Raw genomic sequence first — 18,273 nt, 5'->3', positions numbered from 1 at the left:
GGTTCATTGCATGCTATAAAAGCCTGTCATAATACTTACCAAACGTATTATAGGCAGCCCTTTGGGGCTTTAAAGTGTGGCCAAAAGGTATTATTAAGGCTTGAAATTATAAATGTATTACCTATTGAAGAATGTATATTATGGGTTTCGGAGAATGAAAACTATAAGTATATAGCCATGAGGAGTATTCAAGAAATAAAAGTAGAAAACAACATGAGGAGACTGCTTTTTGAGGTTGAGTATTGTGTTTCGCAAGTACCAGGACTGGTTTGGTACTATTTCATCATTAGGGCTGACCGGGTATACTACTACGGAAATAATTCAGAGTCTTTGGGAGGAGAAGGGGAACTCTCTATAAATATTCCCCCAGCCTACCAAATTACAATTTATAACCCTTCACCAGTTCCGGAATGGTTCAAGCAAGGTCTGATCTATCAAATATTTGTTGATCGTTTTTTTAATGGAAACGAAAATAAACAAATTTGTTCTCCTAAATCCGAAAGCTTACTACACGGAAATTGGTCCGATACTCCTTTATATATAAAAGATAAAAATGGCAGGGTTATTCGCTGGACTTTTTTTGGAGGCAATATCCGCGGTGTAATAGCAAAGCTTCCCTACCTTGAAGAATTAGGTGTTTCCGTTATTTATCTTAATCCGATATTTGAATCGGCAAGTAATCATAAATACGATGTAGGAAACTATTTAAAAATTGATCCTATGTATGGTGAAAGTAATACATTTGATCAGCTGGTTAGCGAAGCAGTAAAGTTTGGAATATCCGTTATTCTTGATGGCGTATTTAGCCATACTGGGAGTGACAGCATATATTTCAATAAATATGGCAACTATCCCGGGGTCGGAGCGTTCCAGTCCGCTGAATCACCTTATTATAAATGGTACCGATTTAAGGATAATATAGGCAATTATGAATGCTGGTGGGGGATAGACGATTTGCCGAATGTCAACGAGATGGATACATCTTATATTGATTATATTATTCTGGGTGAAAACAGCGTGATCAAGACCTGGATGAACAAAGGAGTTAAGGGTTGGCGTCTTGACGTAGCTGATGAACTACCAGATGAATTTATTAAACTTCTTAAGAAGACAGTAAAAAAATTCTACCCGGATTCTGTTCTGATTGGTGAAGTTTGGGAGGATGCTTCCCGCAAAATCAGCTATGGCAAATTAAGAGAGTATTTTTGGGGTGAAGAACTGGATTCGGTAACGAACTATACTCTAAGATCAATCCTGCTTGAGTTTTTACTGGGGAAAGCCTGTTCCGGTTATACGTATCGGAGGGTTATGAGTCTTTATGAGAACTATCCGCCAGAAAATTTTAGCGCAGCAATGAATATGACCGGAAGCCATGATACGGTCAGAATTCTTACATTGTTGGGGGAAGCGGAACCTCAAGAAAACCTTTCAGAACAGGCGAGGGCAATGTATAGGCTTACTCCGGAATCTCGAGAGAAAGCCATCGGGCGTTTAAAGCTTTTTGTACTTTTACAGATGACGTTCCCTGGTGTTCCCTGTATCTATTATGGAGATGAGACAGGACTAGAAGGGTATGACGATCCGTATAACCGGCGTACTTTTCCTTGGGGAAGTGAGGATCAGGAGTTAATTTCATGGTATAAACGGATTATTCGTTTGCGGAGAGAATATGAAGTAATCAACAGAGGGATATTTACCCCTTTTTGTCCCAATCCAGATGTTTTTGGCTTTCGGATTGCTTCTGAAGATGAGGAGCTTATTGTTTATATTAACCGGCATCAAGTTAGATCTGTGGAAATAGACTATGACTTTTCAAATAGGCCGAGTCGGGATGAGCCAGAAAACTTGATCACCTTAGATCTCCTGCACGGAACGGAAATCAAATCAAAAAAGGATATTCTTAATCCTTGGGAAGGAAAAGTAATTTACAGATATATTAAAAAGACGCCTCTATTAAAATTAGATCGGTCATGTGGACTTCTAATGCATATAACTTCTCTTCCATCTCCGTTTGGAATTGGGGATATTGGAGAAGAGGCCAAAAAATTTATAGATTTTCTAAATGAATCCGGGCAAAGGCTTTGGCAGATTCTGCCGTTAAGTCCACCAGGAAATGGGGATTCGCCTTATCAGAGTATTTCAGTCTTCGCCGGCAATACACTTTTAATATGTATTGAAGATTTATTGAAGCATGAGCTTCTCACTGAAGTGGAAGTAAATAATATCTTGGAACGGGCAAAAGCCAGTGTTAAATACAAAAAGGCCAATACTGAAAAAGGAAACAAAGTGGATTATCAGTTTGCCCGGGATGTTAAAGAACATCTTTTACGAAGAGCCTTTACCCGCTTTAAGTCCAGAATTCGGAAGTTGATAAATAATAATGCCGGAGATAGTGGTTTTCTCAGCTGGAATACCTATCAAGCATTTAACGAGAATAATAATGACTGGCTTGAGGACTATTGTCTCTATTGTGTCCTGAAAGATCGGAAAGGCCAATCCCCCTGGTACGAGTGGGAATCAGAGATTGCTTTCAGAAATAAAGAGGTTTTGGCTTCATTAAAGAAAGAATACCATGACGAGTTGGAATACCATAGATTTTTGCAATACACTTTCTATTTTCAATGGGAAGAATTGAGGCGGTATGCCGAGGATAAAGGAATTAAAATAATAGGAGATCTGCCTATTTATGTAAACGCGGATAGTTGTGATACCTGGGTAAATCCTAAATATTTTTCTTTGGATTCAAGGGGAATGACATCGGCCATGGCTGGAGTACCTCCCGATTATTTCAGCAAAACAGGTCAGTTATGGGGTAATCCCCTTTACCAATGGCCAGAAATGGAAAAAGATAATTATTCTTGGTGGAAACAAAGAATTAAAACAACTTTAAAAATGTTCCATTACGTTCGCTTAGATCATTTTCGCGGGTTTGAAGCCTATTGGAAAGTTCCTCACGGCGAAAGCACCGCTGTTAATGGTCGTTGGTTAAAAGGCCCCGGCAAGAAATTTTTTCATTCTCTTGAGCAGGAATTTGGAGCTTTGCCTTTTATTGCAGAAGACTTGGGGCTGATCACCCCGGAGGTGAGGAATTTAAAAACCATTTTGGGATTTCCGGGAATGACTGTTTATCAATTCAGCCCTAATGAATTGAATACATCTACGTCTGATAAATCAGATATGAATTGGGATAATAGTATTTTATATTCGGGTACTCATGACACCGATACCCTCTTAGGATGGTATAGCAAAGGACCGGGGAAGGCATTAACAACTGATGAAAACAAAGAACAATGTTGTCAAATTATTGAAGAACTGTACCGAAGCAAAGCTCCCTGGGTCATAATACCACTTCAGGATGTTCTGATGTTGGACAGTAATGCCCGGATGAATGTTCCTGGAACGGCAGAAGGCAACTGGAGGTGGAAAATAGGAGATTGGAAATCAACAAAATCTATGACTAAGTGGCTAAAGGCGTTGAGCCAGCAAAGCCGCACCTAATAGAGCAGTTTTGCTGTTTAATATTATATAGATAGGAATTTGTTCCATGAAGTTATTGAACCTGCCTTTGGCCTTAAAAGATTCCAGCAATGTTCCGTCTTGGAGCTTTGGTAAAATGTGAGGCAGAATTCCTCCGCCAAGATATACTCCCCCAAAAGCCAACGTTTTCAGTACAAAGTTTCCTGCTTCTGCCCCGAGTATTTTGACAAACAAGTGAAGTGTTTTTTCACAGATAGGGCATAGATTAGCCGCAGCCTTCTTACTTATCTCTTCAGGACTTAGTCCGGGAAGGTATGAGATTGTATTTTCTTTTCTTAGACAGTCGTAAATATTGGTCAGGCCTGGTCCTGATAAAATACGATCATAACTGACATGGCCGTATTTACGATGTAAAAAATTCCACAGCATTACTTCTTCCTCAGACTGAGGGCCAAAATCGCAATGAGAACCTTCTGAAGGATAGACACTTCCCTCAATCATTAGCGCCTCGCCTAAACCTGTTCCCGGCGCGAGTATTACTTTGGGAAATAAATCCCGGTTCACCGAAATAGTTTGTTTATTACCTTCAGTTAAAGTCAAGAGTTCTTGAGGGCAAAGTACTGAAAGTCCATGGCCGACTGCAACCAAGTCATTGCAAAAAGTGATTTTAGTAAGGGGTGCCAAAGCAATCGCAAGCTTATCTAAACTAACTGTTAAATCAAGGTTTACCAGTTTACATTGTCCGTTTTGGATAGGACCGGCCAGGCTAAAACAGGCAGAATTAATTATTTTAGTAGTTTGACCTGCTTTACTTTCATCAAGAAAGGCCTTTGTGGATTCTTCGACAGTATCAAAGTCTTTGCTAAAATACTCCCTTTCTTCAATAATAACAGGCTTACCTTTATAGACTTCACATAGAGCAAATCGCGAATGGGTTCCCCCTATGTCACAGGCCAATAACAATAGTGCCACCTCCCAAGAAACTGGTCATTACTATAAATTATTATACTCATAAAATACGGGGTCGATATCAAATATCTATGATTAAGCTTTCTATTACTTTATAAAATTATATATGAGGTGATTGAATGAAGACAGAATGGGGCAATTTTCAGGAATATCTTTATAGTAACAATGAGCTTAACTTGCAAATAGATATAAGCCGGGTAAATTTACCGGAAAACTATTTGGAAGAAATGAAATCCCGGATACAGCGGGTGTTTTTACAAATTAGAGAAATGGAACGGGGAGGGATTGCTAATCAGGACGAGCAGAGGATGGTTGGACATTATTGGCTCAGTGATCCGGATATTTCACCTACTGCGGAAATCGGAAATCAAATAAAACTGACTTTGGATCGGATTAAAGATTTTACACGCAAGGTTCACCAGGGAGTTATATCCGGGCAAACAGGACGAACCTTCAGAAATATACTTGTAGTTGGGATTGGAGGATCCAGTTTGGGGACGCGGTTTGTTTCCGACGCACTGAGGGAGACAGGGCAGCCGTGTAAGCTCTATTTTATTGATAATACTGATCCGGATGCTATGGACCGGATTTTTGACGAGCTTAGGGGGAAAATGGATGAAACTTTAACCATCGTTATATCTAAAAGCGGAGGAACTGTTGAAACCCGGAACGGTATGGAAGAAGTACGTTATTTCTACGAAAAACAAGAACTCGATTTCAGTCGGCATACGGTCAGTATTACACAAGCTGGCAGCAAGTTAGACAAAATCTGCATAAAAGAGGGATGGCTTGATTCTTTTCCTATGTGGGAATGGGTTGGCGGCCGGACCTCGGTTCTGTCGGCTGTTGGACTACTGCCGCTGGCTTTGCAGGGGATTGATATCGATGGTTTACTTGAAGGTGCAAGAATATGCAACAGTTTAACGCGGAAAACAGAGGTCCGCAGCAATCCGGCTGCTTTATTGGCCTTGGCCTGGGACTATCTAACTGGTGGAAAAGGCGGTAAACAAATGGTGGTATTACCTTATAAAGACCGTTTGGAGCTATTCGCAAAATATCTTCAGCAACTGGTTATGGAATCTCTTGGCAAGGAAAAGGATTTAGACGGAAAAACAGTCCATCAGGGGCTAACCGTATATGGCAATAAAGGATCCAGTGATCAGCATTCCTATCTCCAGCAATTATTAGAAGGTCCGGACAATTTCTTTTTAATATTTATCGAAGTACTTAAAGACAGGGAAGGGAATTCGTTAAAAATAGCAGAAGAGAGTACAAGCGGTGACTATTTACACGCTTTCCTTTTAGGGACAAGAAATGCAATCACTCAAAAAGGGAAAAGTTCCATTACCATCACAGTAAAAGAGATTAATGCTAAAAGTATAGGATGCCTAATCGCTTTATTTGAGCGAATAGTGAGTATTTATGCACTGCTCGTGAATATCAATGCCTACCACCAACCGGCAGTTGAAATGTCCAAAAAAGGAGCCCATGAGGTAATCAGAATCAAGAATCTCATCGTAAGTATTCTTTCTTCCTGCAAGGGCCAAGGCCTGACGATTGAAGAAATAGCTCAGGCTATCAGGCAAAATAACGGGATAGAAAATTCTAAAATAAATCAAGAAATAATCTACAAGGTTCTACAGCACCTCGCAGCTAATCGGAGTTATGGAATTGAAAAAATTATTGATTCCAATGAATTCAGGTCTTTATATAAGTTTAAATAAGGAGACAAAAGAATGAAATTAAAACAAATGTCTTTAAAAACACTCGAATTATGGACTAAAAAGGAATACTTTGATACCGAAACTAGACAGGAGTTATTGAAAATTACCGATCCGAAAGAGGTGGAGGATCGATTCTATAAGAATCTTGAATTTGGAACTGGAGGAATGAGAGGCCTTTTGGGAGCGGGTACAAAACGAATGAATAAATATGTACTTCGTAAAGTAACCCAGGCCCTTGCCGATGCTATCCGCGATCATGGGCAGGAGGTCTGTCAGCGGGGCCTTATGACAGTCGTTGTTTTTCCAGAGACTTTGCCACTGAAACAGCTTTGGTACTTGCAGCTAATGAAATCCCGGTATATCTTTTTGGAAGCCTTAGACCTACACCGGAGCTTTCTTTTGCGGTGCGATATCTGCACGCCATAGCTGGGGTAAACATTACCGCTAGTCACAATCCAAAAGAATACAACGGCTATAAGGTTTACTGGGAGGATGGAGGGCAGCTTCCGCCGGTTTGGTAGGGTTTAAGTACATTGCCGAACAGATAAAGGACATGGAGAGGTCCGGACGTGGCACTTTTGTGTTTGGCTTTGAGGAAAGTCATGGTTATTTAGCCGGGACATATGCCAGAGACAAGGATGGCGTTCAAGCTGCGGCACTTTTAGCTGAAGCTGCTTTGTACTATCAACAGGTTATGTAATGGTAAGGCCATCAGGCACAGAACCTAAAATCCGGTTTTATTTTTGTGTCAAGGATCTTCAATTGCTGAAGCAAAGAAAAGTTTATCTCTAATAAAAGAAGACGTGAATTTATTTGTAAACGATATATTAGCCTTATAATTAAGCCAGTTTTTTTCACGTGGTTTCTTATCTGACATAATATGATGAGATACTTACTAATCTATCCTAGAAAGATATAGTGAGTTATTTCAAAGCCCCCGTTATTTTCGCTGCCGTAATGTGAATGCTTATTCACATTACGGCAGTTTTAGATTGAATTTTTTGAAAAAGTAGTTATTGACATATGCCCAAAAAGGCGTATAATAAAAATCGAAAGCGACATATGCCGGAAACTATAAGGAGGTGAATGTTATGCCAAGAAGAGATAGAACTGGACCACTGGGCGCAGGGGCAAAGACCGGAAGAGGTATGGGCTCATGCACAGGTGGGTATGCGATTAAAGATGAAGCTGGTTTAGGACTAGGATTAGGACTTACCCACAGGCGTGGTTTTGGGTGCGGCATGGGAAGAGGAATTGCTGTAAACCAAGCATCTTCAAAGACACAAAAGGAGCTGCTCCAAGAGCAAAGAAATGTGCTGAAAAGCCGGCTCGACACCATTGATAAACAATTAGAAAATCTATGAAGCAGTTAGAAATAACCGGAGGACGCTCTGGTTATTTCTGTAGTTCAGCGAGGTGAGAATTTTATGCCAAGACCAAGAAAATGGAGAAGGGTTTGCTGCTTACCTGACAGCAGCCGCTTCGGGCCGCTTGATTCCCCTGCAGATGCGGTGGACGCAGTCATTATGACCGTTGACGAGTATGAAACGATTAGGCTGATTGATTTGGATGGTTTCACGCAAGAGGCGTGCGCCAATCAAATGAACATTTCGCGGACTACGGTTCAAGGAATTTACGATGAAGCGAGGAGAGTGCTTGCCGAGTCATTAGTCAACGGAAAAGTACTCTGGATTGAGGGCGGCGACTATCAGTTATGCGATGGCCGAGGTAACCGATGTGGCGGAGGCGGCTGCCGGAGGCATCGATACGGACGGGGCTTTGAGGTAGATACCGACGAAGCCAAAAACAATCGGGATACGATTAGAACAGAGGATTCAAATGAAGATAGCAATACCAGTAGATGAAAAAAACTAATACCAAAGAAAGCGAAGGACCTATCAAATGATTGTGAAGGTGTTATCAGAAAACACATCAGCGTCAGCAAAATTTGGCAATGAACACGGTCTTAGCCTCTATATTGAAACCCAAAAACACAGGCTTTTGTTTGATACAGGCGCAAGCGGGCTTTTTGCTGAAAATGCTGAGAAGCTGGGCGTTGATTTAACAAAGGTTGATGTGTCTGTTGTTTCTCATGGCCATTATGACCATGGCGGCGGCTTAAAAACATTTCTTAGTATTAACAGCAAAGCAAGGATCTACTTGCATCAAAAGGCGTTTGAACAGCATTACGCAAACAGGTCCGGTGGTGTGAAAGCGTACATCGGCCTAGGTAAGGAGCTACTGCCTAATGATCGGTTCATACTCTGTGGTGACCATCTTAAGCTTGATGAGGAACTTGAACTATTTTCCGGTGTTAAGTCAAAAAGGCTAGTTCCCTCTGGCAATACAGACTTGTTTATGAAAATCGGCGAGGCTTTTATTAACGATGATTTTGCTCATGAGCAGAATCTGATAATAAGCAACAATGGCAAGACACTGCTGATTGCCGGTTGCGCGCACAACGGAATAATAAATATTATCGATCAATTTAAAGCAGATAAGGGTAACCTGCCAGACTATGTGATCGGAGGCTTTCATCTTTATAACCACGGAAATAAACAAAATGAAGCACCGGGTATTGTGGAGGAGCTCGGTAAATTATTGCTGGAGACACAAGCGCAGTATTACACCTGCCACTGTACTGGCATTGAGTCCTATAATTGTTTGAAAGCTGTTATGGGTGATCATATAGACTACATCTCCGCTGGAGATCAATTAACTATTGACATGTAAAGGAATCTCGAATTTAAATGCAATGACAATAAACACCCGGAGGATTCCCAAAAACGACTATAGAAAAGTTAATAAATCTTTTGTAAAATATTAATATCGTTGATTATACTCAATTAAAGAAAATATGAGGAGGCAAATACTATGCCAGATTTTGGACATCCGTTTTCAGGACTTGCTAAAGATAAAAAGCTTACCGACGCCGAACTAATCAGAGCAATTCGATTCATGGTATCAGCAGAATATGAGGCAATCCAGATGTATATGCAATTGGCAGAATCGACAGATAACAAATTGGCGAAAGAAGTACTGAAGGATATTGCCGACGAAGAAAGAGTTCATGCCGGTGAGTTTTTGAGATTACTGAAGGAACTTGATCCTGAAGAGGAAAAGTTCTATGCCGAAGGTGCTAAGGAAGTAGAAGAGGAAATTGAGAAGTTAAAAACAAATAGTTAAGTAAATCAAGGTTAATTTATGGTCTTGTTGCATGCATGATAGACATGACCGTGAGCTTACTTTAATTTTATATAGCTAGAATTTGCCTAATAAGCTTTACGGGGATATTTTGCAGGATTGTAGCTACAGTATGAAAATTACACTTTATTGTTGACCACAAAAAAAATAGTTGGTAGAATAGACACATGTAAGCTACTTACCAATATTAATAACAAAGTAATGACGGGGTAAAGTAAACGCAAGGAATTTTCAGGGAGGCAGCGTCATGGACTGTAAGCGCTGCTAAATGTTCGACCGTTGAAGTTCACCTCTGAACTGCCTGGCTGAAACCGAAGTGGAAAGTAGGTCCGGACGGAGACTTTCACCGTTAAAAGGAAGGGGTATAAGGAATATTCTGTATTCTCGTACCTGTATGAGTGGAGTCTTAGTTGACTCAAATTGGGTGGTACCACGAACACTTTTCGTCCCATAGAGGATGAAAGGTGTTTTTTTAATTCACTTGGGAAGTTAGCGTTATGGTATAGAAACTTTTGTAATGTCGATGACAGACTCAGCATTGATTGCAAAAACGATATATCTTTTAGTTTTAAGGTAAGTCGGCTGTTAATAAAATGTTTAAGGAGGAGAAATAATGATTGGTGAGGAAAAGCTGTTACCACGATTGCAAAAAACAGTGAAACTGGCGCTGAATGTATCCTATCACCGGGAACGTTTAAAGAACGTTGGAATCACTTCCGCTGAAGATGTTCAAACGTTAGAAGATTTTGCCCGGATCCCGTTAACAAGCAAAGAGGATTTGCGGCAGAATTATCCTTTCGGCTTGATTGCCGTACCGATGGAGGAAATTGTAGAACTGCATGCTTCTTCTGGAACCACAGGCAAGCCCATTGTTGCTGGCTATACTAAAAACGATGTTGCACTGTGGGGGAAGATTGTCGCCAAGGGGTTACAGCGCATCGGGGTAACCAAGGATGATGTTATTCAGGTATCTTACGGGTACGGTCTTTTTACCGGCGGTATAGGGCTGCATTATGGCGGCCTGGAGCTTGGAGCCGTCACAGTTCCCATGTCTGGCGGCAACACCCAGCGGCAGCTGATGCTAATGCAAGATTTTGGCGCAACTGTTCTGGCCTGTACACCTTCATATGCACTTTATTTAGGGGATAGTTTAGCTGAAGCGGGCATCAAACTTTCTGATATAAAGCTGCGCAAAGGTGTCTTCGGGGCAGAACCATGGACACCGCAAATGAGGAAAGAAATAGAAGAACGATTAGGTATTGAAGCCTTTGATATCTATGGATTGACGGAGTCAATGGGACCGGGTGTGGCTCTCGACTGCCATGAGCATAGTGGGCTGCATATTGATGAACATTTTTATCCGGAAATCTTGGATGACAATGGGAATATACTTCCCCTGGGAGAAAAGGGTTCACTGGTTCTGACCAGTATCGATAAAGAGGGATTCCCAGGGCTTCGTTATCACACCAAAGACTTGACCCGATTGCGCTATGGACGCTGCTCCTGTGGTTTTGAAGGCTGGACGATGGATAAAGTCAGTGCTCGGGTCGACGATATGCTGATTATTCGCGGCGTGAATGTCTTCCCCAGCCAGATTGAAGAAGCGATACTCTCGGTGGAAGGGGTAATACCGCATTATCTGATCAATGTTGAAAGGGTTGAGTCCCTGGACGTACTGGAAGTATGGGTTGAAGTCAATGACCAGAGTTTCCTTGAAGATATCCGTGAACTGGAGAGTTTAAAAGAACGACTGCAGAACCGCATCCAAAACATTATCAATATTGCTGTTCGAGTTAAACTGGTAGAACCCAAGAGTATACCGCGCAGCGAAGGCAAGGCGAAAAGAGTGATTGATAAGAGAAAGGGGTAAGACGTTATGTTGCAGCTTTCTATTTTTCTGGAGAATTCAATTGGCCGTTTAGCAGCGGTGTTGGAAGTCCTCAAAGAATTGAACGTGAATATCCGGGCATTGTCTTTGGCAGAAACCAAAGATTTTGGAGTCCTGCGCATTATGGTCGCGGACCCGGAAAAAGTGGCGGAACAATTGAAACTGCGGGAGATTGTCGCTACGACCACACCAGTATGGGTACTGAAGGTGCCTGACAGATCGGGTGGGCTGTCGGATATCATGAGTGACCTGGTCAAACAAGGGGTTGTTGTCGAATATATGTATGCCTTTGTTGAAAAGGCCGATGAAGAAGCGCAAGTGGTTCTTCACGTCCTGGATGAAAAAGTAATGAAAAAGGCAGTGGATATACTGGGAATTAAAGTAAATTAATAACTAGTTTCTTTGTAATTGACACGATAATAGCGATATGATATATTTCATTTAATTAAAGGGGAGTAGCTGTTGAGTTATAAAGTCAACAACCGGTGATAATAACCTGGCTTTATACTCCTAAATGGGAAGCAAGACCTTTAACATTCTACATTATTTCAGTGTAGCATGTTAAAGGTCTTTATATATATCCGCACACTGTCCCGTTCCGAAAGCGTAGATTGATATTTTAACAAGAAGATACAAATAATAAAACTGAAGGAGTGAAACGAATGGATTTTTTTACACCCGAATTTTGGTCCGTATTAGTAGCCATCATTATTACTGATTTGGTTTTGGCTGGGGATAATGCGATTGTCATTGGTTTGGCTGCCAGAAATTTACCTCAGGATAAGCAAAAAAAAGCAATTATTTGGGGAACCATTGGTGCTATTGCCGTGCGGGCTGTATTGACCCTTGCCGTGGTATGGGTCTTGAAAATTCCGGGTTTGTTATTAATAGGAGGACTATTTCTGATCTGGATTGCGTATAAGCTGCTTGTTGAAGACAAAGATCATGGTAAAATGAAATCAGGAGATGGTTTATGGGGCGCAATTAAAACGATAATTATCGCCGATGCCGTCATGGGTGTGGACAATGTCTTAGCGGTCGCAGGTGCTGCCCATGGCAGTTTCTTTATGGTTGTTCTGGGGTTGTTGATTAGTATTCCCATCGTCGTCTGGGGCAGTACGATTATTCTTAAATGGGTGGAACGATTCCCGATAATAATTTATATCGGTGCTGGCGTATTGGCGTGGACCGCATCAAAAATGATCACGGATGAACCGTTGATTAAAGGCTTCTTCGAGGCGAATATCATAGTGAAATGGACTCTAAGTCTCGTTATCATTGCGGCGGTAATCCTGTTAGGGAGAATGAAAAAAACGAAGAAGCAAAGACAGTCTTCCGACAATAATGTGTGATGTTGATGTAAGGGTTATTACTTATACAAGGAGTGCGATAGAATGAAAAAAATTTTAATACCGGTAGATGGATCAGAGGGGTCCGACAAAGCTCTCCAATTTGCTTTATCTCTTATCGAAAAAGAGTCGTATGAATTAATATTGTTGAATGTTCAACCCAGTTATAATACCCCCCATGTCAAACGTTTTTTTAGTCATGACGAAATTCAGGCCTATCAGGAAGAGATGAGTAATAGTATATTTGAACATGAGAAAAAGATTATGGACAAATTTTCGTTTCCGGTTCACACAAAAGTGCGCATAGGCGATCCCGGCAACGAAATTTGTAAGGAAGCCAAGGAAAGTGCCGTTGATTTCATTGTGATGGGCTATCGAGGACTGGGCCCGGTCCGGCGCACGATATTGGGAAGTGTCGCATCCCATGTCCTTCACGAAACGACTTGCCCCGTTATGATTGTACCGTAAGTCATCATGCCCATAATCTAAAGTGATTCTTTAGGCGGTGATTAGCGTGAAAAATAAATATATGTTTCTGTTACTATTACTTGGGATCGTTATTTCAGCTTCATGTACAACGAAAACACCAGAAGCGTCCCACTTGGCTCGTGCTGAATATCACAAACTAACTGCTGAAGAAGCAAAAGCACGAATCGACAGTGGCGACAGCGTTCTTGTTGTCGATGTACGCACGCAAGAAGAATTTAATGCGAAACATATACCCGGGGCTGTCCTCATACCAAACGAAACAATAACAGACGCCCAACCGGAACTTCTTCCGGATCTTGATGTGGAAATACTAATATATTGCCGGTCGGGGAATCGAAGTGCGCAAGCGGCGAGCAAGCTTGCCCAATTAGGGTATACAAAGGTTTATGATTTCGGCGGAATAAACAACTGGCCCTATGACACTGTTGCGGTTTCAGAATAAAATTGATTATATCTGCAGCCGGCGCGTCGGGCGCGCTTGCGATGCGCCGGTTTGTCGCGGTGCCCACGGAGGTATTTCGTAAAATCTTGCACATCATACTTCTGGGCTCGATTGTCGTCTTGACAACCGCATTTGAAATGTGGTGGACAGCGGCTCCGTTTACACTCATTTTGCTGCTGCGTGTTTGGAGGGTGTGCTTTATTGTGAGTCACAAATCGAGTGAGCGCACACTTGAAGTACGAAACAAGCGATGATATACTCATAAGGAACAATCATACGCATAAGGAGTATTTATTATGTCTCATTATTTTATGGTTTGTGCCGATTGTGATTATGAATACACGGTACCTGTTAGCAGCGGCGATCCGTTTCAGCAAGGTTGTCCCCAATGCGCAAGCAAAAATATCTGCCAACGATTTGGCGTCGTTAATACCCAGTGTATCGACAAGATGAAAGAATGCTGGAACTGTCCATTTGAAAACAATTGCAGCGCGCAATAATTAACTCGGAGATACGAATACAAGAAAAGTCCAGTAATTCTGGGCTTTTTGCTTTTTCAGTATATAACTGAATCTATAATCCAATGTTGTTGACTCGACCCTAAAGGCGGGGTTTATAATGACGGTAGATTTGATTTATTATTAGGAGGCTGAAACGGTTTATGTTCGAAAGATTGGCGGAAGCAAAGATCCAGGAAGCGATCAGAAACGGCGAATTTGATAACCTTCCGTTCGGTAAATCCATTAATCTAGATTATTGGGCCAGTCTCCCGGAGGATGTGCGTGCCGGATATATGGTGCTGATCAATTCGGGGTGCGTACCGGATGAAGTGCATTTGTTAAAGGAAATCGGAGATCTGCGTGAGCAGTTGGCTGACAATACGATTCAAGATAAATCAATGATTATTGTTAAGCTCAGAGAGGCGGAATTAAAGTATAACCTATTAAAGGAAAGGAGAACCCAAAGAAAGTAATTCAGCGATACGTAATCGTAAGTGAAGCCCCACGGGAGAATCCCGTGGGGCGCTTTTGATTATTAAAGGCATTGGCAAACATAGACCAAGGCAAAAATACAATGGTTATGCTGAATTTTCTGAATATAACTGTATAACATACAGTCTATCAAAGTGTCGAAGGACTCTCTCGTCAGTTATTTTCGCACGTTGATGAAAATTCTGCGGGCGGAGAAGAAATTAAGTAAGGCGATGACTGCACCGCCGAGAAAAACGTATTTGTACCCTCCTGATCCGGCCATGATCCAAATGGAGCCTCCAAGCAGTGGGATAATCATGGAGACGACATGATCAAGGCTTACACCCATGGAAAGTGTCGGTGAAACATCATCGTCACAGACTGCAATTTTTTTCACATACGTCGTTCGAGCCATGCTTACAGCATCAAGGCTCATATCTAAAATATAACAAACGGCAACTACCACGACGGCCACGGTTCCCGGAAATAAATCCGCGGCGAAAGCATACCCCAGGCAGAGGACAAACAGAATCACCGCTTCTCCCGTCAAGATCAGCTTTTCACCGATATGATCGATCAATCGTCCGATCAGCGGTTTCACGATAATACCAAGGCAAGCGATGATAAAGAACAGAAGTACCATCGTTGCCACTTTCTGTTTAAAGACATCGACCAAGACCCAAGGGGCAAACGTTATAAATATTTGTTTTCTTGCGCCGTGCAAAACATTCAGCCAATAATAAAGGCCGTACTCTTTGCGAAAAACAAAACGGTTTGTCTGAAGAGGCATTCGCTTTTTATTCATAAGGATAAGAAAGACCGCAGCGCCGGCAAAAGCGATGGCACCGATTGTAAACGAGACCATATAATTGATCTGCAGTATATGGAATAAAGCCCAGAGTCCCGCACTGCTCAACACTAAGGATAAATTCATAACCGCATTCATTTGTCCTAATCTGCGACCAAGTTGGCCTTCCTGTGCAAAACTCATGCTAATCGTACTAAACAGCGGCATAAAGAGATGCTGACCGCTGCTATAGATAAAAACAACCAAGAGCATGGCGAAAATGTTATTCGGGATAATTCCAAGCAAAAACATTCCCACAGCGGCTGCCAGGTTGGCGAGAGCCGCCATTCGGACATCGCCTAAAACAAACAACAATCCAGTGAAGATAAAGACCAATAAACCCGGTAATTCTCTGGGTAATTCCAATAACGTTCTCTGCATAACGCCAAAATCGAACTGGTCTTTAAGAAAATTATTAAAGACAGAATTGTCTACACTTTGGCCTAAGCCAATCAGAACCACCATAATCAGAAAAAAGGTAAAATCGCGATCTCTCACTCCGAATTTCGAGAAGCTATCTTTCATTTGCATAACGCCCCTTATTTCATATACCTATAAAACACTAATAAAAGAATAATCCTTCCACTAAGGAAGGTCAATGGTTTTAATCTAAGGGGTGTTTTGAAAAAGCAGACCTACTGCCCTTTTCATTTAATGGAAATTCTGGTTTAATATAATCAACAACCTAATTGATAATAATGGGTTGCTTTCCACATACTTATCGTGAAATGATGTGTATTAAATCAATGAAATCAGTTGATGGAGGAATATGACATGCTACATGGATTTAATAGGAAGAAGACGCCACGCAAACGACGCCCGCCCTTGCTCACCGCATTGCTTATCACTCTTGTGTTTGCGGTGATCTACTTCTACGTTGTCTTGCCTGCAATCAATCTGCAAAATACTGAGTTCTATCTGTTCTTGTGTCTATGTTTAGCCCTCTTTTGCTTTGTTACCCTGATAACCAGGGGCATGGCCAACGAATTGACCGACATCAAGTCGATCTTACGGGTGATCAAAAAATACTGTGCTATTCCCGGTCTTATCTGCATCGGATTAGCCCTCGTGGTATTATTGGGAAGCATTTATTCCAGTGTTATTTTGCACGCCCGTTCCTATTCTGAGATCCTGCCCGTCACACCCGGCGATTTTGCTGCCGAAGTGGAACAAATCTCCTATGATCAGATACCCATGCTCGATAAAACTTCCGCCCAACGCCTGGGTGATCGTAAACTGGGGGAACTTTCAGACATGGTCAGCCAGTTCGAGGTAGTCAACGACTACACCCAGATCAATTATAAAGATCGCCCGGTGCGGATCGCCACGCTTGCTTACGGTGATATCTTCAAGTGGCTGGGTAACCGTGCCGAAGGTATTCCCGCCTACATCATTATCGACATGGTGACCCAGAATGTGAATGTCGTAAGACTTCAGGAGGGAATTAAATACACGAATGCCGAGCATTTCTCTCGCTATCTCTACCGCCATTTGCGGTTCAACTTTCCGACCTATATGTTTGATACGCCCCACTTTGAAATTGATGATAATGGGCATCCTTACTGGATATGCCCCAGAATGGTTAAGACTATCGGACTGTTCGGAGGCACTGACATCAAAGGCGCGGTAATGGTTGATGCGGTAACCGGCGAGAGCACCTATTATGAAAATGTACCGAGCTGGGTAGACCAAGTCTACTCCGCAGAGCTTATTATTCAACAATATGATTATCACGGTCGTTATGCCAGCGGCTTAATCAACTCGATATTTGGACAGAAGGGTGTTACAGTAACCACGGATGGCTACAATTATATTGCTCAGAATGACGATGTGTATGTCTACACCGGCATCACATCGGTAACAGGTGACCAAAGTAATATCGGGTTCATCCTCTGTAACCAGCGCACCAAGGAAGCACGCTACTACTCCTGCGCAGGCGCGGAGGAATTCTCTGCTATGAATTCTGCACAGGGTGTTGTGCAGCACCTTGGGTACGTTGCCACTTTTCCGCTGCTACTTAACATTTCTGACCAACCTACTTACTTTGTGGCCCTGAAGGACAATGCTGCTCTTGTTAAGATGTACGCCATGGTCAATGTCCAAAAATACAATATCGTAGCAACAGGCACTACGGTGGCGGAGTGCGAGATGGCTTATATACGCTTGCTTAAACAGAATGGACTGATTGACGAAGTGCCTGCGGTGACAAGCGATATTGAGGGCGTTGTGAAGGACATCCGAGTGGCAGTTGTTAATGGGACCAGTGTTTATTATCTGCTGCTTGATTCCGACAACTCCTACTTTGCTATATCAGCTGCGGAGAGCAGGAATATTGTACTGGTAAACGTGGGTGACCGCGTGGGTATACGGCTTGTAGACACATCTACGGACGCAGCTATCGTCGAGGGAACGGGATTGGAGCTGAAGTCCGATCAGCCTAAGGTTACACCTAAAGATGAAACCTAAAATAGCAGGAAATGGATCAAGAAAATAATGCGCTTATGAGGATATTAGTGAAAGGGACTATTGAATAATGAACTTTTTGTTCATGTCAATAGTCCCTTTTATATTTAAATAAAAAATGGGTTTTCCGTAAGAAAATTGCTAAGTCTTTCGGCGAATTAACATATTATTAAATAGAAATGATATCGAAGTGGTGTTAGAATATTAGATATATTACTAGTGCCTTGTAAACTCTAAAACTGTAATATAATTGTGAGCAGATTTCTTGTAAGACAAGGCGGAGGATTGAGGCATACCGAGCGTATGCCGATTGACGACAACGCAGTATTACATGAAATCTGCCGCAAGGGTGTACAGGAATTAGAGTTTACAAGGCACTAGTTTTGAGCCGTTTTATTTTTGTTCACTTTTAATAATATGTTTTTGAAATCATAAGGCGTGAGTTGCTTA

At 41.9% G+C, this 18,273-nt stretch carries 18 protein-coding genes, 1 pseudogene and 1 other annotated feature; of the genes and pseudogenes, 17 read left to right on the top strand and 2 right to left on the bottom strand.

The window, feature by feature from the left end:
* Nucleotides 1-6 precede the first annotated feature (6 nt).
* Complete coding sequence (locus LPY66_RS20125) at nt 7-3,498, top strand: bifunctional glycogen debranching protein GlgX/4-alpha-glucanotransferase (protein WP_337986018.1); 3,492 nt, start codon at nt 7-9, stop codon at nt 3,496-3,498.
* On the opposite strand, the gene glk is transcribed toward LPY66_RS20125, so the two are convergent.
* On the bottom strand, nt 3,466-4,440 hold the full coding sequence (gene glk / locus LPY66_RS20120) for a glucokinase (protein WP_337986017.1): 975 nt from the start codon (nt 4,438-4,440) through the stop codon (nt 3,466-3,468). The genes LPY66_RS20125 and glk overlap by 33 nt on opposite strands.
* A gap of 125 nt (nt 4,441-4,565) precedes the next feature.
* Here glk and LPY66_RS20115 point away from each other — a divergent pair, with 125 nt between their 5' ends.
* From LPY66_RS20115 to LPY66_RS20045, 15 genes and pseudogenes are all read left to right on the top strand, one after another.
* Nucleotides 4,566-6,170: a glucose-6-phosphate isomerase gene (locus LPY66_RS20115; protein WP_337986016.1), complete on the top strand. Its 1,605-nt coding sequence runs from the start codon at nt 4,566-4,568 to the stop codon at nt 6,168-6,170.
* Nucleotides 6,171-6,197: 27 nt separating this feature from the next.
* Nucleotides 6,198-6,682: pseudogene (locus LPY66_RS20110) on the top strand (phospho-sugar mutase); the annotation flags it as partial.
* Between the two features lie 2 nt (nt 6,683-6,684).
* The gene (locus LPY66_RS20105; RefSeq protein WP_337986015.1) at nt 6,685-6,870 is read left to right on the top strand and encodes a hypothetical protein; all 186 of its coding nucleotides are present in this window, start codon (nt 6,685-6,687) and stop codon (nt 6,868-6,870) included.
* Nucleotides 6,870-6,962: a hypothetical protein gene (locus LPY66_RS20100; RefSeq protein WP_337986014.1), complete on the top strand. Its 93-nt coding sequence runs from the start codon at nt 6,870-6,872 to the stop codon at nt 6,960-6,962. The genes LPY66_RS20105 and LPY66_RS20100 overlap by 1 nt, the downstream gene beginning before the upstream one ends.
* A gap of 299 nt (nt 6,963-7,261) precedes the next feature.
* Complete coding sequence (locus LPY66_RS20095; protein ID WP_337986013.1) at nt 7,262-7,534, top strand: DUF5320 domain-containing protein; 273 nt, start codon at nt 7,262-7,264, stop codon at nt 7,532-7,534.
* A gap of 63 nt (nt 7,535-7,597) precedes the next feature.
* Nucleotides 7,598-8,035 (top strand): DUF134 domain-containing protein, encoded by a 438-nt coding sequence (locus tag LPY66_RS20090; protein ID WP_337986012.1) that lies wholly within the window; start codon nt 7,598-7,600, stop codon nt 8,033-8,035.
* A 37-nt stretch (nt 8,036-8,072) separates the two neighbouring features.
* Nucleotides 8,073-8,903, top strand: coding sequence for an MBL fold metallo-hydrolase (locus LPY66_RS20085; RefSeq protein ID WP_337986011.1), 831 nt, complete (start codon nt 8,073-8,075; stop codon nt 8,901-8,903).
* A 141-nt stretch (nt 8,904-9,044) separates the two neighbouring features.
* Nucleotides 9,045-9,356, top strand: coding sequence for a ferritin family protein (locus LPY66_RS20080; protein WP_337986010.1), 312 nt, complete (start codon nt 9,045-9,047; stop codon nt 9,354-9,356).
* 210 nt (nt 9,357-9,566) lie between these two features.
* Nucleotides 9,567-9,828 (top strand) — a binding site (T-box leader).
* 159 nt (nt 9,829-9,987) lie between these two features.
* Nucleotides 9,988-11,244, top strand: coding sequence for a phenylacetate--CoA ligase family protein (locus tag LPY66_RS20075; RefSeq protein WP_443112444.1), 1,257 nt, complete (start codon nt 9,988-9,990; stop codon nt 11,242-11,244).
* 6 nt (nt 11,245-11,250) lie between these two features.
* Entirely contained in the window at nt 11,251-11,652 is a 402-nt protein-coding gene (locus LPY66_RS20070) for an ACT domain-containing protein (protein ID WP_337986009.1), read from the top strand.
* A 272-nt stretch (nt 11,653-11,924) separates the two neighbouring features.
* Nucleotides 11,925-12,614, top strand: a complete 690-nt coding sequence (locus LPY66_RS20065; protein WP_337986008.1) for a TerC family protein — start codon at nt 11,925-11,927, stop codon at nt 12,612-12,614.
* A gap of 42 nt (nt 12,615-12,656) precedes the next feature.
* Nucleotides 12,657-13,079, top strand: coding sequence for a universal stress protein (locus LPY66_RS20060; RefSeq protein ID WP_337986007.1), 423 nt, complete (start codon nt 12,657-12,659; stop codon nt 13,077-13,079).
* Nucleotides 13,080-13,140: 61 nt separating this feature from the next.
* Nucleotides 13,141-13,542 carry a rhodanese-like domain-containing protein gene (locus LPY66_RS20055; protein ID WP_337986006.1) on the top strand — a complete coding sequence of 134 codons (402 nt, stop codon included), beginning with the start codon at nt 13,141-13,143 and terminating at the stop codon, nt 13,540-13,542.
* A 296-nt stretch (nt 13,543-13,838) separates the two neighbouring features.
* Nucleotides 13,839-14,042, top strand: a complete 204-nt coding sequence (locus tag LPY66_RS20050) for a hypothetical protein (RefSeq protein ID WP_337986005.1) — start codon at nt 13,839-13,841, stop codon at nt 14,040-14,042.
* Between the two features lie 161 nt (nt 14,043-14,203).
* Nucleotides 14,204-14,515 (top strand): J-domain-containing protein, encoded by a 312-nt coding sequence (locus tag LPY66_RS20045; protein ID WP_337986004.1) that lies wholly within the window; start codon nt 14,204-14,206, stop codon nt 14,513-14,515.
* A 176-nt stretch (nt 14,516-14,691) separates the two neighbouring features.
* Here LPY66_RS20045 and LPY66_RS20040 read toward each other — a convergent pair whose 3' ends face one another.
* Complete coding sequence (locus LPY66_RS20040; protein ID WP_337986003.1) at nt 14,692-15,885, bottom strand: MFS transporter; 1,194 nt, start codon at nt 15,883-15,885, stop codon at nt 14,692-14,694.
* Between the two features lie 249 nt (nt 15,886-16,134).
* Between LPY66_RS20040 and LPY66_RS20035 the strand changes: the two genes are divergently transcribed.
* On the top strand, nt 16,135-17,826 hold the full coding sequence (locus LPY66_RS20035) for a CvpA family protein (RefSeq protein ID WP_337986002.1): 1,692 nt from the start codon (nt 16,135-16,137) through the stop codon (nt 17,824-17,826).
* Nucleotides 17,827-18,273: the final 447 nt, after the last annotated feature.

It is taken from the genome of Dehalobacter sp. DCM (assembly GCF_024972775.1).
In the GTDB taxonomy this organism is placed as follows: Bacteria; Bacillota; Desulfitobacteriia; order Desulfitobacteriales; family Syntrophobotulaceae; genus Dehalobacter.
This window is presented reverse-complemented; position numbering and strand designations above follow the sequence as displayed.

What these genes read in the sequence shown, in the direction of transcription:
- LPY66_RS20115 (WP_337986016.1), top strand. Translation starts at nt 4,566, where the DNA reads ATGAAGACAGAATGGGGCAATTTTCAGGAATATCTTTATAGTAACAAT.
- LPY66_RS20080 (WP_337986010.1), top strand. Translation starts at nt 9,045, where the DNA reads ATGCCAGATTTTGGACATCCGTTTTCAGGACTTGCTAAAGATAAAAAG.
- LPY66_RS20055 (WP_337986006.1), top strand. Translation starts at nt 13,141, where the DNA reads ATGTTTCTGTTACTATTACTTGGGATCGTTATTTCAGCTTCATGTACA.
- LPY66_RS20090 (WP_337986012.1), top strand. Translation starts at nt 7,598, where the DNA reads ATGCCAAGACCAAGAAAATGGAGAAGGGTTTGCTGCTTACCTGACAGC.
- LPY66_RS20085 (WP_337986011.1), top strand. Translation starts at nt 8,073, where the DNA reads ATGATTGTGAAGGTGTTATCAGAAAACACATCAGCGTCAGCAAAATTT.
- LPY66_RS20095 (WP_337986013.1), top strand. Translation starts at nt 7,262, where the DNA reads ATGCCAAGAAGAGATAGAACTGGACCACTGGGCGCAGGGGCAAAGACC.
- LPY66_RS20065 (WP_337986008.1), top strand. Translation starts at nt 11,925, where the DNA reads ATGGATTTTTTTACACCCGAATTTTGGTCCGTATTAGTAGCCATCATT.
- LPY66_RS20045 (WP_337986004.1), top strand. Translation starts at nt 14,204, where the DNA reads ATGTTCGAAAGATTGGCGGAAGCAAAGATCCAGGAAGCGATCAGAAAC.
- LPY66_RS20075 (WP_443112444.1), top strand. Translation starts at nt 9,988, where the DNA reads ATGATTGGTGAGGAAAAGCTGTTACCACGATTGCAAAAAACAGTGAAA.
- LPY66_RS20040 (WP_337986003.1), bottom strand. Translation starts at nt 15,885, where the DNA reads ATGAAAGATAGCTTCTCGAAATTCGGAGTGAGAGATCGCGATTTTACC.
- LPY66_RS20050 (WP_337986005.1), top strand. Translation starts at nt 13,839, where the DNA reads ATGTCTCATTATTTTATGGTTTGTGCCGATTGTGATTATGAATACACG.
- LPY66_RS20070 (WP_337986009.1), top strand. Translation starts at nt 11,251, where the DNA reads ATGTTGCAGCTTTCTATTTTTCTGGAGAATTCAATTGGCCGTTTAGCA.
- LPY66_RS20100 (WP_337986014.1), top strand. Translation starts at nt 6,870, where the DNA reads ATGGTAAGGCCATCAGGCACAGAACCTAAAATCCGGTTTTATTTTTGT.
- LPY66_RS20035 (WP_337986002.1), top strand. Translation starts at nt 16,135, where the DNA reads ATGCTACATGGATTTAATAGGAAGAAGACGCCACGCAAACGACGCCCG.
- LPY66_RS20060 (WP_337986007.1), top strand. Translation starts at nt 12,657, where the DNA reads ATGAAAAAAATTTTAATACCGGTAGATGGATCAGAGGGGTCCGACAAA.